Source organism: Dokdonia sp. Asnod2-E02 (assembly GCF_045063915.1).
GTDB lineage: Bacteria > Bacteroidota > Bacteroidia > Flavobacteriales > Flavobacteriaceae > Dokdonia.
The window spans coordinates 2,514,606-2,531,464 of the sequence record NZ_JBEFNX010000005.1; the positions used below are offsets into that span (position 1 = coordinate 2,514,606).

The following is a 16,859-nucleotide window of genomic DNA, read 5'->3' on the forward strand; positions in this document are numbered from 1 at the left end:
ATATGAAAAAATTACTACCCATCACTATTTTAATATTTTTTGCTCTAGGTGCTACTGCGCAAGATTATGACTTTGGAAAAGTTTCTAAAGAAGAGATTTTGCAAAAGGAACATCCTAATTATCCTGATGCAAATGCGAGTATTTTATACAGAAACACTGATACAAAATTTGGCTACAGCCAAGATGAAGGTTTCTATATAAAAACAGAAGTGCAAGAGCGCGTTAAAATTTACAATCAAGATGGCTATGACGAGGCGACAGTTATGTTGAGCCAGTACGTAGGGGCAAGTGATGAAGAGCAGGTTACAGGTTTAAAGGCCTATACTTATAATGTAGAAGGGGATAAAATTATCGAAAGTAAGCTGCAATCACGCGATATTTTCAAAGAAGAAAAATCTAAATATAGGAAGGTGACTAAATTTACAATGCCAGATATACGCGATGGCTCTGTAATTGAATATAAGTATACTTTCAAATCGCCCTTTTACTCAAATATAGACGAGTTTAGATTTCAAGAAGAGATACCAGTAGATCGAGTAGATATGAGATTTTTTGCGCCAGAGTACTTAATGTATCGAACACACGGTAAAGGTGTAATACCCCTTAATCTTACTACAGAAAAAAAGAATCGCACTTTGAGATATAGATATACAAGTACCAAACTTGCAAATGTAGCAAGATCTAGTTCTTCAAATGAAGAGGTCGAGTTTACAGAAAACGGATATATAGTAAACTTGACTAATGTACCTCCTATTAAGAATGAGCCATACTCTGGTAATCTTAATAACTATATGTCTGCATTAAAGTTCGAGTTGGCAATGACTAAATTTCCAAACAGTGAGATTAGATCATACGCAACGTCTTGGGAAGATGTAGCTAGTAAAATATATCAATCTACCGGGTTTGGTAAAGAGTTAGATCGTGAGAGTTATTACAAAAAGGATATTGATAATATTATAAGTGAAGCTTCATCTCAGACAGAAAAGATGTTTCTTATTTATGATTATGTAAAGAGCAAGATGACTTGGAATGACTACTATGGTGTTTATGTAGATGCTGGTGTAAAAAAAGCATATAAGGACGGCGTAGGTAATGTGGCAGACATTAATTTAATGCTCTCTTCTATGCTTAGATACGCCGGTGTAAGGTGTAGTCCCGTATTATTGAGTACAAAGAATAATGGTATACCTGTTTTTCCTACTCGTACAGGTTTTAATTACGTTATAGCAGGAGCTATTGTAAATGAGAAACTCTACTTACTAGATGGGGCTGATAAAGCTGGAGTTCCAAATATTTTAAAGCCAGAACTTTTAAACTGGATGGGTAGAATGGTTAAGGCAGATGGGTCTTCAAGGTTAGTAGATTTATTTCCAAATAGACCTGCTACTCATATAGGGATGCTCAATCTGGAAATTACAGATGATATGATAATTTCTGGAAACGCTAAGAATAGGTTTTCTGGTCATTATGCAAGGTCTGAGCGTAATAGATTTGCTGCTCTTACTGGTGATGAGCAATTAAAAAAACTAGATAGTTATTATGAAAGTATAGATGCGATAGATGTTTCTTTTAAAGATTTAAAAGTTGCATCTAAGCCACTTACGCTTGAATATAATTTTGAAGCCGAGGATATGATAGATGAAGCTGGTGATAAACTATATGTAAATCCCCTTGCACATTTGGGAACAAATAAAAATTACCTAACTGCAGAGTCAAGAAATCATCCCGTAGATTATGTGTATCCTTGGTCAGATAAGTATACGGTTTCAATAAAAATTCCTACAGGATATGAAGTGGAGTCTGTGCCAGATGATCTGGCAATAAATCTTGTGGACAATATGGGGTCTTATCGTTTTGGTGTAACCGTGTCTGGAGATAAGGTAAATGTAGGACTGCAAAACACGATGAGTGCGGCTCTTGTTAACTCTAACTACTATAAAGACTTGCAAGCCTATTTGAAAATGATAGTTGCAAAGGAGAGTGAAAAAATTGTGTTTAAGAAGATATAAATTGAGGCAAATCTTAGTTGCAATGGCTAACTTGAATTCAATTCTATAAGTCTTTTGTTGTATTTTTTGAATAGGGTTTTCTGCTAAAAACCACATTCTTTTATGCAGAGATGTATAATGAGATAAAAAAATTCTTTACCCAAATTGTAAGCAAAGAAAAAGAAACCATAGTTTTGGTAAAAAAATAAATTATGAATATCTCAAACGCTCAGCAGGCTGTAGACGACTGGATAAAGACTCACGGTGTGCGATACTTTAATGAACTCACAAATATGGCTCAACTTACCGAAGAAGTAGGAGAGGTAGCCAGAATTATTGCACGCCGCTATGGAGAGCAAAGTGAGAAAGAAAGCGATAAAGGTAAAGACCTAGGTGAGGAGCTTGCAGATGTAATGTTTGTAGTATTATGCCTAGCAAACCAGACAGGTGTAGATTTACAAGAAGCATTTGATAAGAAGCTGGACATAAAAACAAAACGTGATCACGACCGTCATCATAACAATGAAAAATTAAAGTAAGCTATGCTTTTAAAAGTTCACCATACAGCGGCACATTGCAGCGGCGATATACAGATCACAGGTTCCAAAAGTGAGACTAACAGGCTACTTATCTTACAAGCACTCTTTGATGGTATTACATTAAAAAATGTATCAAATAGCGATGATGCCCAAGTTATGCAAAAGGCACTATCATCTAGTGATGAGGTGGTAGACATACATCACGCGGGTACTGCTATGCGTTTTCTTACGGCCTATTTTTCTATTCAAGAAGGTAGAGATACACTCCTTACTGGTAGTGCTCGTATGCAAGAACGCCCTATGGCAATACTGGTAGAAGCGCTTCAAGGGCTGGGAGCTCAAATTACATTTACTCACAATGAAGGGTACCCACCATTACAAATAAAAGGGAAAGCATTACAGCGCGATGAGGTAACACTCAAGGCAAATGTGAGCAGCCAGTATATCTCTGCACTTATGATGATGGGAGCAAAGCTAGATAATGGTCTTACCATACATCTTGATGGCAAGATTACATCGGTTCCTTACATAAATATGACGCTTGCGTTATTACATCAACTAGATATAGAGGCAACTTTTGAAGGGCAAAAAATAGTGATAAAATCGGGTAGAACTTCAGCGGTAGCTAGAGAGATAACGGTCGAGTCAGATTGGAGTAGTGCGTCGTATTTTTATAGTATTGTTGCGCTTTCGCGAAAGCGTAATTTTAACACCCCACACACCATTACCATAGCTAGTTATAAAGAGAGTAGCCTGCAAGGAGATGCTGCTCTTAGAGAAATATACAAGCAACTGGGCGTGGTTTCTAGTTTTGCAGGAGATAAGCTCACACTCTCGCTTAATCAAGATTTTGAGTTGCCAGAAACGATAACCTTAGATCTTGCAAACTCACCAGACATTGCACAAACTATAGCGGTGAGCTGTTTAGGTCTAGGCGTAGGGTGTCACCTCACGGGCTTGCATACACTTAAAATAAAGGAAACAGATAGGCTAGAGGCACTGCGTGAGGAGATTACAAAGCTGGGAGGTAGCATTATGGTTACAGATCAAGATCTTACACTATTACCTCAAAAAGCTGCTGTAAATGAGAATATTACCATAGCGACATATCACGATCACCGTATGGCAATGGCCTTTGCACCACTTGCATTGCAAGTACCGTTACTTATAGAAGATGCTGGTGTTGTGTCAAAATCATACCCAGATTTTTGGACAGATCTAGAAGTTTTAGGCTTTGGTCAAGAGATAATTGGCTAAAGACTTGACAACCCCTATCTCGAGATTGTATATTTGCCGTCTTGCGAGCTAGCGCTATATAGGTGCTATAGCTTGACTTAAAAAACAAAAACCAGAACCCTTTATGAAGTTATCACACTTTAACTTTGACTTACCAGATGAATTACTAGCAGAGCACCCTGCCGAAAACAGGGACGAGTCTAGATTAATGGTCCTTAATCGCAAGGAGCAAACCATCGAGCATAAGATGTTTAAAGATCTTATAGATTATTTTGAGCCAGAAGATGTTATGGTACTTAATAATACAAAGGTTTTTCCAGCACGTTTATACGGTAATAAAGAGAAGACAGGAGCTCGTATCGAGGTATTCTTACTTAGAGAGTTAAACTCTGAGACACGACTGTGGGATGTACTTGTAGATCCAGCGCGTAAAATACGTATAGGTAATAAGCTATACTTTGGTGATGATGAGAGTCTAGTAGCAGAGGTAATAGATAACACAACATCACGTGGCCGTACGTTACGTTTCTTATATGATGGGTCTTATGAAGAGTTTAGAAAAAAACTCACTTCACTAGGAGAAACACCATTACCAAAATACATAAACCGTGAGGTAGAGCCAGAAGATGAGGAGCGTTACCAGACTATTTATGCAAAAGAAGAAGGAGCCGTAGCAGCACCTACCGCAGGACTACACTTCTCAAAGCACCTATTAAAGCGTTTAGAAATTAAAGGTATTGACTTTGCTGAGGTAACTTTACACGTAGGTCTTGGTACATTTAGTGCGGTAGAGGTAGAAGACCTCTCAAAGCACAAAATGGATAGTGAGGAAGCATACATACGTAAGCCAGCCACAGAGATTATAAATAAAGCTATTTCAGAAAAGCGTCGTGTGTGTGCCGTAGGTACTACCGCAATGCGCGTGATGGAAAGTGCAGTATCTAGTAGCGGTACACTTAACGAGTTTGGTGGTTGGACTAATAAATTTATATTCCCACCGTATGACTTTAGTATTGCAAACTGTATGATTACAAACTTCCACACGCCTAAGTCTACATTGCTTATGATGGTGTCTGCCTTTGCAGGTCACGATTTTATGAAGCGTGCTTATGATGAGGCAGTAAAAGAAAAATACAAATTTTACTCTTATGGAGATGCAATGTTAATTATCTAATACATTGCCATAATGTACAAAAGCCCAGACTGTAAAGTTTGGGCTTTTTTTGTTTGTAGCACTATCTTATGGTGTGCTTATATAGGTAGTATCCCGCTTTACATTGCAATTCCTCGTGCCGGCTACGCCAGGCAACTGCGGGATTTACATTACAATCGGGGCTAGTAGGTATAGTAGATTTGTATCTTTTAGTGTGATTAATATGTATCATTAAGCTGCTCTACAATAGCGGCTATTTTTTTATTCTTTGAAGTTCGATTTAAAACCTTTGGAGGAGCTTGTCTCACTTCACAATCTGTAATGGCACAACGTTCACAAGTAACCCCTACGTTACGAGTAGGAATATTTGGGTCCTTGAGAAATTTTATTTTGCGCTCAAGTTGTTTATTTATGAGTAGCCCTATACTTATGCTTCTAAACTTGTTTTCTTTAAAAGGATCTTTTGTTGCAGTAGAGAGCACTAGATACTGTACGCCCTCATTCTCATAGTTAGATATTTGTAAGTCAAACTTACTATTTTCATTACTCTTAGATAAATCTTTGAGCACCTGTAAAGACACCCATCTCCTGCAGTAATGCTCATCACTTTCATTTGCTCGTGGCGCGTGCTGGTGCGCTAGGTGCAACTCCTTTGTAAGGTGAAATTTTGTGTCGTTAAGCTTGTGTGTAAACCGCAAGAAAAACAAGTTCTTTATATTAAACTCCTTAGGTAGAATATTAGTAAGCCTTTGATAAAAAGACTCTGGTGATGCGTTAAACTCATTTGTGATGTGCTCAAAAGAATCTTTATGAAAAATAGGTTCCTTAAAAATATCTTTAATTTTTGCCGTAAGGTTTTTACGAGGTATGATTAATGCTCCTGCAAAGTAAGAGGCATAAAAATTATTAAGTACCTGGTCAAAAGTTTCAAAAAGTATCCACGGGAAGGTGTATAATCTTTCTTTGATTTCTAGAAAGTTATAGGCTATTTCCTTTGCATAGATAAAGGTGCGTTGTGACTCGTCTATATCATTTGCGACTAGCAGTGTGCGTGATTTAGGTATAAAAACAGATCGTAAGTTATCTAGATCTTTGTACTTATCTAGTTCATCATTTTTTATGGAGTAGTTGTATTCTTCTATGAGGATTTCCTCTAGCTCGTTTGATGAGATACTTTGCCCTATGTTTATTTGATACGATTTTACAAAGTCGAGTACCTTTTGCTCTATGTTATCAAAGTAGTTGTTATTTGCTTCTTGATATGAGCGCACAGAAGCAAGAAAAAAGCTTTCCCTCCCAAAGTTGTAGTGCTGTGCAATTTCTATGATTGTACTTATAAAGGCGTTGACTTTTGCTGGCGCATTAGATACAATATCTATGAGATCACTTTCTTTTATACCAAAAAGCTCTAGAGGAATCTCTTTTAGAATCTTTGATTTTAAAATTTCACCTATAGGAGCGAGGTTTTTATCCAGCTTTAAAGACACCATTTGATCGTACGGAATGTCTAGTTTTTCCGAAAGTGTAAATATTTTATCAGGTTTTGGATATTTTTTTCCGTGTTCAATTTCATTTAAATATGATTTTGAAAGTCCGGTTAATTTTGATAATCCAAAAAGAGATAGGTTTTTGTCAGTCCTTATCTGGCGTAGCTTAAGCCCAAAAATTAGTTTGATATCTTCTTCATCCATATACACAAATATAAGGCTTTTTGCGAATACTTAATTTTAGTGAAAATATATCTTTAGCGAACGTTCGCTTTTTTAATCAAAGTATTTTTTTTAACATTGTGGTGTAGAATTTAAAACAGCAATAGATGGCACCAGAAATAAACCAGTATGCAATAAGTTTTAACCGTAATGTTAAAAGCTATTACTCAGAGTTGTTAACAGATGAAGCTTTAGACTTTATAAAAGCCCTTCACGAACGGTTTAATTCCAGACGGTTAGAATTACTACAAGCAAGAGAGCAACAGCAGCTATTGTTTGATCAAGGTGAGAAACCTTTATTCCCAACTGAGACGAAAGATATTAGAGAGGGGGAGTGGGTTGCAGGAGAGATTCCTCACGACTTGCAAGACAGAAGAGTGGAGATTACTGGGCCTACAGATCGTAAAATGGTTATAAATGCGCTCAACTCTGGAGCAAGAACTTTTATGGCAGATCTAGAAGATAGTACCGCACCTAGCTGGCAGAATGTGATGGAAGGCCAGATTAATCTTCGTGATGCTGTAAATAAAACGATAACATATCATCACCCTACTAAGGATAAAAAATATACACTTAACGATGAGGTTGCCACCTTACTAGTAAGACCTAGAGGATGGCATCTCAATGAGAAGCATTTACTTATAGATAATGTTGAAGTATCGGGTTCACTGGTAGATTTTGGATTATACTTTTTTACAAACGTTTCCCAACTTTTAAAAAATAACACAGCGCCTTATTTCTATTTAGCAAAGCTAGAGCACTATCTAGAGGCAAGACTCTGGAATGATGTATTTGAGTTTGCACAAGAGTACCTGGAGTTACCTATAGGTACAATAAAATGTACAGTACTTATAGAAACTATTACAGCAAGTCACCAGCTAGATGAAATTATTTATGAATTAAAAGACCACATCGTAGGTCTTAACTGTGGGCGTTGGGATTATATATTCTCATACATCAAGAAGTTTAGAAATGATCCAAACTTCTTAGTGCCTAATCGTGACCAGGTAGGGATGACCGCACCATTTATGGATGCCTATTCAAAACTTGTTATACAACGCTGTCACAAAAGAAAAATCTTAGCCATAGGTGGTATGGCAGCACAAGTACCAATAAAAAACAACCCTCAGGCAAATAAGGCAGCTTTAGAAAAAGTAAGAAAGGACAAAGAGCGTGAGGTAAAAAATGGACACGATGGTACCTGGGTAGCGCATCCAGCACTAGTGCAAGTTGCGATAGATGAGTTTAATGCATATATGCCAGCACCTAACCAGATGGAGGTCACTAGAGATGATGTAACCGTCACGGCAAATGATCTTATAGCTATTCCAGAAGGTACTGTTACAGAGGACGGGGTTCGTAAAAATATCAACGTAGGTATTCTGTATCTCAATGCCTGGCTTAGTGGCCAGGGAGCAGTGGCACTCTATCACCTTATGGAAGATGCTGCCACAGCCGAAATCTCAAGAACTCAAATCTGGCACTGGCTTAAAAATAAAGCCGTCTTAGAGGATGGAAATGTGCTCACTAAAGATCTGTACACAATGCTTTTTGATGAAGAGGTAGAAAAAATAATAACAGAGGTGGGTGCAGATAAGATAGAGGCAACCCAATTTGAAAATGCTTTTAATCTTTTTAATGATCTCGTCTTATCAGAAGATTTTGAAGAATTTTTAACCACACCAGCATACACATATTTATAAACACAATCTATATAGAATAGCCTTACAGGCATTTAAATAAAATAATCTCTTAATACTTAATACTATGTCAAATTATAATTCAGCCCTTGAAGTTATTCGTACACTTAAAGCAAAGCACGGAAACTCGTGGAGTTCTATAAGCCCAGAAAACACGGCTCGTATGTCGGTGCAAAATAGATTTAAAACCGGTCTTGATATTGCCAGATACACCGCAGCTATTATGCGTAAGGATATGGAAGAATATGATGCAAACCCTATGAATTATACGCAATCACTAGGTTGCTGGCACGGGTTTGTAGCGCAGCAAAAAATGATTGCTGTAAAGAAGCATCACGGCACTACAAATAAAAAATACTTATATCTTTCTGGATGGATGGTTGCCGCTTTACGTTCAGAACTAGGGCCATTACCAGATCAATCTATGCACGAAAAAACTGCCGTGCCTAAGTTAATAGAAGAGATTTACACTTTTTTACGCCAGGCAGATGCTGTGGAGCTCAACGATCTATTTCGTCGTCTAGATGCTGGTGAAGATGTGCAGGATCAAATAGATAATTATGAGACGCACGTTGTGCCTATCATTGCAGATATTGATGCAGGTTTTGGTAATGAAGAGGCAACTTACCTTCTTGCCAAAAAAATGATAGAAGCAGGTGCTTGTGCTCTTCAAATAGAAAATCAAGTGTCTGACGCTAAGCAGTGCGGGCACCAAGATGGAAAAGTAACCGTACCACACGAAGATTTTATTGCAAAGATTAATGCACTACGCTATGCCTTTTTAGAACTAGGAGTAGAGCAAGGTGTCATTGTAGCAAGAACTGACTCAGAGGGGGCTGGTCTTACTCAAAAGCTACCGGTAAGTCAGGAGCCAGGAGATCTTGCATCACAATATCTTGCCTTTGTAGAGGCAGAAGAGATAGATATTGCTACTGCAAAAGAAGATGATGTGCTGCTAAAACGCGATGGTAAAATTGTACGTCCAGTAAGACTACCTAACGGATTGTATAAATTCAAAAACGGAACAAATATAGATCGTGTAGTACTAGATTGTATTACGAGTCTACAAAATGGAGCAGATCTTTTATGGATAGAAACCCCTACACCTAATGTAAAGCAAATCGCTCATATGGTTAACAGAGTGAGAGCGGTAATGCCCAATGCAAAGCTGGTATACAACAACTCACCGTCATTTAACTGGACACTCAATTTCCGTAATCAAGCTTATGATGAGATGCTAGAAGAAGGAGAGAATATGACAGCTTATGACCGTAATAATCTTATGGATGTAGAGTATGATAATACAGAGTTATCACACCGTGCAGATGAGAAGATTAAAACCTTCCAGATGGATGGTGCAAGAGAGGCTGGTATCTTCCACCACCTTATTACATTGCCTACATATCACACCACTGCGTTGCATATGAATAATCTTACCGAAGGCTATTTTGGAGATCAAGGTATGCTAGCCTACGTAAAAGATGTGCAGAGAGAAGAAATACGCAAAGGTGTTTCTTGTGTAAAACACCAGAGAATGGCTGGCTCAGATCTGGGAGATGATCACAAAACATTTTATGCAGGAGATAGAGCTCTCAAGGCTGGTGGAGCAAATAATACTAGTAACCAGTTTACTGTAAAAGAACCCGTAACAAAGCAAAAGGCTGTGCTCGCAGAGTAAGTAAACCTCAATTTGTTGTAAGAAGGCGATGCTTGCTCTCATCGTCTTTTTGAAATTAAAGAAATTTCAGTCCAGATATAGTCTTTGGTAGGAAGTATTGGTTTACACTATCTGGCTGGAATTTCTTATTTGTATAATGGCTGTGTGGGGTGTTATTACGCTTTCGCGAAAGCGTATACCTAAAAAGTTGTATCATTATAATGAGCACCTTTATGTAATGATTTACTCACTTCAGAAAAGAGCCTTAACATATTATTGAAAATTATGAAAAGCAGAAAATTACTTATGATACCTGGCCCAATAGAGTTTGAACCAGATGTATTGCAAGCAATGGCTGTGCCTACCACAAGTCACGTTGCGCCAAATTTTATAGACGTTTTTGGAAACGCTCTGGATATGATGAAGGAAGTTTGGAAATCAACTAGTGGTCAGCCCTTTATAGTTGCCGGAAGCGGAACGCTAGCTATGGATATGGCGGCGTCTAACCTTATTGAGAAAGGAGATAGTGCGCTTGTCATTTCTACCGGATATTTTGGTGAGCGGTTTAAAGATATTTTAGAAACTTATGGCGCAGAAACTACGGTTCTTAGTGCGCCTATAGGTGAAGTAGTGCCTTTAGATATTATAGAGGAAACGCTCAAAGAAGGCTCCTATAAATTGCTCACGTTTACACACGTAGATACATCTACAGGAGTTATGGTAGCGCCAGAGGCTATATGTAAGCTTGCGGAAAAGTATGGAGTACTCACTATACTTGACGGGGTATGCTCTGTAGCAGGGGAAGAAATTTTACAAGAAAAGTGGGGAGTAGATGTGGTATTAACTGGATCTCAAAAAGCCATAGGCGTACCGCCGGGGCTTGCACTGCTTGTTGCTTCTCAAAAAGCGCTAGACGTCTGGAAAAATAGAAAAACACCCGTAGGTAACTATTATGCTTCTTGGAATAACTGGCTGCCTATTATGATTGCTTATCAAGAAGGGAGACCTTCTTATTTTGGCACACCGCCTGTAAATCTTATTTTGGCCTTAGAGAAAAGTTTGGGTATTATTTGTGATGAGGGGATGGGTGCGAGAGTACAAAGACATAAAAGGCTTGCTCGAGCCTTTAGAGCTGGAATAGCCTCTCTTAATTTATCTATTTTACCTATAGAAGATGTGATCGCTGCTCATACACTAACAGCTGTTTATTATCCAAAAAATATAGATGGAGCGTTACTTCGAGCACATATGGTAGCAGATGATGTTATTGTAGCAGGAGGATTGCTTTCTGAAATTAAGACAACATATTTTAGAGTAGGGCATATCGGGTCTGTATCATCTAATGATTTGCTAGCTGTCCTAGGAGCGCTAGAGCGTGCGCTACAATCTCAGAACTATCCTTTTGGAATGGGATTAAGTCTTAGAACATTTCAAGATAGTCTCGTTTAATATCGACTAACATATTTAAAATAATAAAGCCCTCATTATAGAGGGTTTTGTTGCTTTATGATGGATGTAGTATTACGACCTGGTTGTATCTATAAGATCTAGTGCGGGAAACAACAAACAACTCCGTACCTTTGCATCGTGAAAACAGAAAAGAAAGACATACGTAAATTAACCAAAGAAGATCTTAGAACTTTCTTTGTAGACCAAGGTGATAAAGCCTTTAGAGGTAATCAGGTTTATGAGTGGTTATGGCAAAAGGGCGCACACGACTTTGTAGATATGACTAATATCTCAAAGGAGACACGCATCTTACTAGATGAGCATTTTGTGATTAACCATATACGTGTTGACCAGATGCAACGTAGTAGTGATGGTACTATAAAGAACGCTGTAAAGCTGCACGATGGTCTTACGGTTGAGTCTGTTTTAATACCTACTAAGAGTAGAACAACCGCCTGTGTATCTTCACAAGTAGGTTGTAGTCTTAATTGTAAATTTTGTGCGACAGCTAGGTTAAAGAGAATGCGTAATCTCAACCCAGATGAGATCGTAGATCAAGTGGTGGTCATAGATAGGCAAAGTAAGTTATATCACGATAGACCCCTGTCTAACATTGTTTTTATGGGGATGGGAGAGCCATTAATGAATTATAATAATGTGATTAAGGCTATAGATAAGATCACAGACCCAGAAGGACTTGGTATGTCGCCTAAGAGAATTACAGTCTCTACCTCTGGTGTGCCTAAGATTATTAAAAAAATGGCAGACGAAGAGGTGAAGTTTAATCTTGCTGTATCGCTGCACTCTGCACTAGATGATGTACGTACAGAGATTATGCCCTTTAATGAGCAAATGCCACTCGCAGATCTCAAAGAAGCACTTATTTACTGGTATGAAAAAACTGGAAAGCGCATTACCTATGAGTATGTAGTTTGGGATGGCATAAATGATAGACAGATAGATATAGATGCTTTATTAGATTTTTGTAAAGCAGTGCCTAGTAAAGTAAATATCATAGAGTATAACCCTATAGATGATGGTCAGTTTCAACAAGCAAACCCTCACGCTATAGACCGTTATGTAGATGTACTTGAAGCAAATGGAGTCACTGTAACAGTGAGAAGATCACGAGGTAAAGATATAGATGCCGCTTGCGGACAACTTGCAAATAAGCAATAGTTGGTAAACTCAAAATAAGACATAAAAAAAGCGACTCAATTGAGTCGCTTTTTTTATGTCTAGATATCAAAAATTATTTTTTGATAATCTTCAAAGTTTCTGTGTTGTCACCTACAGTTACTTGTGCAATATAAACTCCAGTTCTAAGGCTTGAGATGTCTACTATTCTGTCTGTCGTGTCTTCAAGTGTAGTAGATAAAGTTTTCTGACCTAATACATTAAAAATTGTGATCATTTGCATTGCAGCGTTAGAAACAAGTCTTAATCCATTTCCATCCTGCACGTTGTAATGGCTAAATGATGCTATATTAGGAACATCTTCATTTGCTAATACACCATCAATTGTAACGTCATCAAGAAGTACTGAATTTTCATCAACTGAATCAAAATGACGGAATGCTAAGAAAAGTGATTGTCCAGCAAATCCTGAAATATCAATATCTATTGTAGTTGCTGCACTTGGTCCATCTGTAGCTGCAGTTACATCGCCAACTGTCATATCAAAAATTGGTGTATCTGTAACAATATCATCAACATTGTCTGTAGCAGTAAGATATACTTGTAATCTATCAGCAATAAAACTTCCGTTAGTTTGATATGTTCCCATTGTAAAGGATAGCGTAGATGCATCAGCCGCAAGATCAATAGCAACTTTAGAAACTAATATGTTGTCAGGCGTGAATGCTGCTCCTTCCCAAGAGTCTGAGTCAGCTACAAGTCCATCTAGTATTGACATTTCAGCACCCGTAGCCGCCGCATCTATATCTCCAACTTCCCAAAAATTCCCATCTCCATCTACGTCAATAGAGTTCCAATTTGCAAATTCGGTAGCATCAACGGTTTCCGCTTCAAAGTCATCGGTAAACTGAGCATTCATAGTAAAGGCTGCTAGAAAAGCAGCAATAAGAGTAATTTTTTTCATATTTTTTTAATTAGGATTATTAATACGAGGCTTAAGGTACAGAAATTATAGGTTCTTAATGAAAATTTAACACTATCTATACAATAAGTTTATAAATACAATCCTATTTGTAAGTGGTATCTTTACTATAATGAAAGTAGTAGCTCAAATTAAAGAACCCATAGCCTATGAAATGGAGCTTTTTGAAGAAAAGTTTGCCCTTTCTATGCGCTCTAAAGTCGCGCTTCTTAATCGTATCACACACTATATCGTAAATCGTAAGGGTAAGCAAATGCGGCCTATGTTTGTTTTTCTTACTGCAAAAATGATGAATAACGGTGAGGTAAATGATCGTACATATCGAGGCGCCTCTGTTATAGAATTAATACATACGGCAAGCCTCGTGCACGATGATGTGGTAGACGATAGTAATATGCGTCGCGGCTTCTTTTCACTTAATGCTTTATGGAAAAATAAGATTGCTGTATTAGTGGGTGATTTCTTATTTTCAAAAGGATTACTCCTTTCTATAGATAATGGTGACACAGATTTATTACAAATTATCTCTGTCGCTGTACGCGAAATTTCTGAAGGAGAACTACTCCAGATCGAAAAAGCAAGAAAACTAGATATCACCGAAGAGTTGTACTACGAGATTATTAGACAAAAAACTGCAACACTTATTGCGGCCTGCTGTGCAATGGGTGCTCAAGCCGTTCACGCAAAAGGTAAGGAAGTAAAGCGTATGCATAAATTTGGAGAGCTCATAGGGATGGCTTTTCAAATAAAAGATGACCTCTTTGATTATGGTACTGCAAAAATAGGTAAGCCTACAGGTATTGATATTAAGGAACAAAAAATGACCTTACCGCTTATATATGTACTTAATACAGTTTCAAAAAAAGAGAAGGACTGGCTTATCAATAGTATAAAAAATAAGAATACAGATAAGAAGCGTGTAAAAGAAGTAATTGCCTTTGTAAAAAATAATGGCGGCCTCGATTATGCGATATCAAAAATGAAGACGTTACAGCAAGAGGCGCTCGATATACTTATGACCTATCCTAAATCTGTATATCGTGACTCGCTAGAGCTTATGGTAAATTATGTGATAGATAGAAAGAAGTAATGCTTATAAAAACTCTATGTTTTGTAAAGCCTACAAACATAAAAAGCGGCTCACAGAGCCGCTTTTGTTTTATTTATTAAGAGAATTAAGCTCTCACTGGTCTATTTAGAATAAGGTCTAAGTAGAGATTTATTTTACCTTTAAGTTCTTGTCTAGGTGTTATAAAATCTAAGAAACCGTGTTCTTGTACAAACTCTGCAGTCTGGAAGCCTTCTGGTAATTCTTTACCAGTAGTATCACGTACCACACGTGGTCCAGCAAAGCCTATAAGTGCTCCTGGCTCAGAGATATTAATGTCTCCTAGCATTGCAAAAGAGGCAGTTGTTCCTCCAGTGGTAGGATCTGTACATAGTGATATGTAAGGTATGCCAGCATCTGCTAGTTGGGCAAGTTTAGAACTTGTTTTTGCTAGTTGCATAAGAGAAAGCGCAGCTTCCATCATACGAGCACCACCAGATTTTGAGATGATCATAAAAGGGATGTTATTTTTAAGAGAGTAGTCTGCAGCACGTGCAATCTTTTCTCCTACAACGCTTCCCATAGACCCGCCTATGAAGCTAAAATCCATACAGGCTATCACTAGATCTGCACCTTTTGATTTACCTATAGCTGTACGCACGGCATCTTTAAGTCCAGTCTTTTCTTGAGCGGCAACTAGACGATCTGCATACGCCTTTTTGTCTTCAAATTTTAGAGGATCTTTAGAGGTAAGCTTTGCATCTAGCTCTTTGTATTTGTTATCATCAAAGAGTATTTCAAAATACTCATTACTCCCTATGCGTACGTGGTACCCATCTTCTGGAGAGATGTAAAAGTTTTTTTCTAGCTCTTCTGTATCTACTATTTTACCAGTAGGTGATTTATACCAGAGTCCTTTAGGAGTATCCTTTTTATCCTCTGTTGCTGTGTGTATTCCTTTGTCTTTACGTTTAAACCAAGCCATATAAGGTGTTTGAATTTGGTTAAGGGTATATTAGTTATTCTTAGCAAAGGCGTCTATGTGTGTTATCAACCTTTCGCGTAAGCGTTCAAAAATTCAAAATAATAAGCTGTAAAAATACGTAAAAGGGATTATATCAAGCAATTTTGATATAATCCCTTTTTGTAAGTAATAATATATTGATTACTAGAGTGTATCTATATTATTAAGGTCTTCAAAAGCCTTTTTGAGACGTGCTCCCATTGTTCCTTCTGCCTTGCGTAACCATACGCGTGGGTCATAAAACTTTTTGTTAGGAGAATCATCACCGGTAGGGTTTCCTATTTGTGTTTTAAGATACTCGGCATTTTCTCCAAAGTAATCACGTATACCCTCTGCGGTAGCATACTGTAAATCTGTATCAATATTCATCTTTACAGTACCGTATCCTATAGCCTCGCGTATTTCTTCTACAGTTGAGCCACTTCCTCCGTGAAAAACAAAATCTATATGGTTGTGCTCTTTTCCATATTTTTCAGAAATATGCTCTTGTGAGTTTTTAAGAATTTTTGGTGTAAGCTTTACATTACCTGGCTTGTAAACTCCGTGTACGTTTCCAAAGGCTGCTGCGATAGTAAATTGATTACTTTCCTTGCTTAGTTCTTCATAAGCATAAGCAACTTCTTCTGGTTGTGTATATAATTTTGAGTCATCTACATCGCTATTATCTACACCATCTTCTTCACCACCAGTGATACCTAGTTCTATTTCGAGCGTCATATCCATTTTTGCCATACGCTCAAGATATCCTTTACAGATTTCTATATTTTCTTCTATTGGCTCTTCACTTAGATCTATCATATGAGAGCTGAAGAGAGAGTGACCGTGTTCCTTATAATAAGCCTCACTAGCATCTAGTAAACCGTCTATCCAAGGCAGTAACTTCTTTGCACAGTGATCTGTGTGTAAAATAACTGTTGCTCCGTATGCCTTTGCAAGCTCGTGTACGTGCTTTGCTCCAGCTACAGCACCTAGTACGGCTGCTTGCTGGTTTTCATTGCTTAGTCCTTTACCAGCGTTAAACTGAGCACCACCGTTAGAAAACTGTATGATTACAGGGGCGTTAAGTGAAGCTGCAGTTTCTAGTACAGTGTTTATACTGTTAGACCCTATAACATTTACAGCAGGAAGGGCAAAGCCTTTCTCTTTTGCATAGTTAAAAATTGCTTGTACTTCGTGCCCTGTGGCAACACCTGGTTTTATAGAATGCGACATTGTATGAGTTTAAAATTTTATGTAG

General features: G+C 37.8%; 13 protein-coding genes. 9 read left to right on the top strand and 4 right to left on the bottom strand.

The genetic code is table 11. The features are described 5' to 3' along the window. Positions 1-2: 2 nt before the first annotated feature. The 4 genes from ACJJVM_RS11430 (at position 3) to queA (ending at position 4,937) form a co-directional block, all read left to right on the top strand. Positions 3-2,009: a DUF3857 domain-containing protein gene (locus tag ACJJVM_RS11430; RefSeq protein WP_405211744.1), complete on the top strand. Its 2,007-nt coding sequence runs from the start codon at positions 3-5 to the stop codon at positions 2,007-2,009. A gap of 191 nt (positions 2,010-2,200) precedes the next feature. Then, complete coding sequence (locus ACJJVM_RS11435) at positions 2,201-2,527, top strand: nucleotide pyrophosphohydrolase (protein ID WP_021778348.1); 327 nt, start codon at positions 2,201-2,203, stop codon at positions 2,525-2,527. A gap of 3 nt (positions 2,528-2,530) precedes the next feature. Next, entirely contained in the window at positions 2,531-3,784 is a 1,254-nt protein-coding gene (locus ACJJVM_RS11440; RefSeq protein WP_405211745.1) for a 3-phosphoshikimate 1-carboxyvinyltransferase, read from the top strand. Between the two features lie 103 nt (positions 3,785-3,887). Continuing rightward, positions 3,888-4,937, top strand: a complete 1,050-nt coding sequence (gene queA / locus ACJJVM_RS11445; RefSeq protein ID WP_298347804.1) for a tRNA preQ1(34) S-adenosylmethionine ribosyltransferase-isomerase QueA — start codon at positions 3,888-3,890, stop codon at positions 4,935-4,937. 197 nt (positions 4,938-5,134) lie between these two features. Here the strand turns inward: queA and ACJJVM_RS11450 are convergent, their stop codons facing one another. After that, complete coding sequence (locus tag ACJJVM_RS11450) at positions 5,135-6,607, bottom strand: helix-turn-helix domain-containing protein (RefSeq protein WP_405211746.1); 1,473 nt, start codon at positions 6,605-6,607, stop codon at positions 5,135-5,137. A gap of 125 nt (positions 6,608-6,732) precedes the next feature. Between ACJJVM_RS11450 and aceB the strand changes: the two genes are divergently transcribed. From aceB to rlmN, 4 genes are all read left to right on the top strand, one after another. Further along, on the top strand, positions 6,733-8,328 hold the full coding sequence (gene aceB, locus ACJJVM_RS11455; RefSeq protein WP_405211747.1) for a malate synthase A: 1,596 nt from the start codon (positions 6,733-6,735) through the stop codon (positions 8,326-8,328). A 64-nt stretch (positions 8,329-8,392) separates the two neighbouring features. Next, complete coding sequence (locus ACJJVM_RS11460) at positions 8,393-10,003, top strand: isocitrate lyase (protein WP_299149782.1); 1,611 nt, start codon at positions 8,393-8,395, stop codon at positions 10,001-10,003. 264 nt (positions 10,004-10,267) lie between these two features. Next, entirely contained in the window at positions 10,268-11,431 is a 1,164-nt protein-coding gene (locus ACJJVM_RS11465; RefSeq protein ID WP_405211748.1) for a pyridoxal-phosphate-dependent aminotransferase family protein, read from the top strand. 138 nt (positions 11,432-11,569) lie between these two features. Beyond that, positions 11,570-12,610 (top strand): 23S rRNA (adenine(2503)-C(2))-methyltransferase RlmN, encoded by a 1,041-nt coding sequence (gene rlmN / locus ACJJVM_RS11470; RefSeq protein WP_405211749.1) that lies wholly within the window; start codon positions 11,570-11,572, stop codon positions 12,608-12,610. 73 nt (positions 12,611-12,683) lie between these two features. On the opposite strand, the gene ACJJVM_RS11475 is transcribed toward rlmN, so the two are convergent. Then, complete coding sequence (locus tag ACJJVM_RS11475; protein ID WP_405211750.1) at positions 12,684-13,532, bottom strand: choice-of-anchor J domain-containing protein; 849 nt, start codon at positions 13,530-13,532, stop codon at positions 12,684-12,686. A gap of 130 nt (positions 13,533-13,662) precedes the next feature. Here ACJJVM_RS11475 and ACJJVM_RS11480 point away from each other — a divergent pair, with 130 nt between their 5' ends. Then, positions 13,663-14,640, top strand: a complete 978-nt coding sequence (locus ACJJVM_RS11480; RefSeq protein WP_405211751.1) for a polyprenyl synthetase family protein — start codon at positions 13,663-13,665, stop codon at positions 14,638-14,640. 85 nt (positions 14,641-14,725) lie between these two features. Here the strand turns inward: ACJJVM_RS11480 and accD are convergent, their stop codons facing one another. Both accD and fbaA read right to left on the bottom strand, forming a co-directional pair. Further along, positions 14,726-15,583, bottom strand: a complete 858-nt coding sequence (gene accD, locus ACJJVM_RS11485) for an acetyl-CoA carboxylase, carboxyltransferase subunit beta (RefSeq protein ID WP_405211752.1) — start codon at positions 15,581-15,583, stop codon at positions 14,726-14,728. Between the two features lie 183 nt (positions 15,584-15,766). Then, on the bottom strand, positions 15,767-16,834 hold the full coding sequence (gene fbaA / locus ACJJVM_RS11490; RefSeq protein WP_405211753.1) for a class II fructose-bisphosphate aldolase: 1,068 nt from the start codon (positions 16,832-16,834) through the stop codon (positions 15,767-15,769). Between the last annotated feature and the right edge of the window lie 25 nt (positions 16,835-16,859).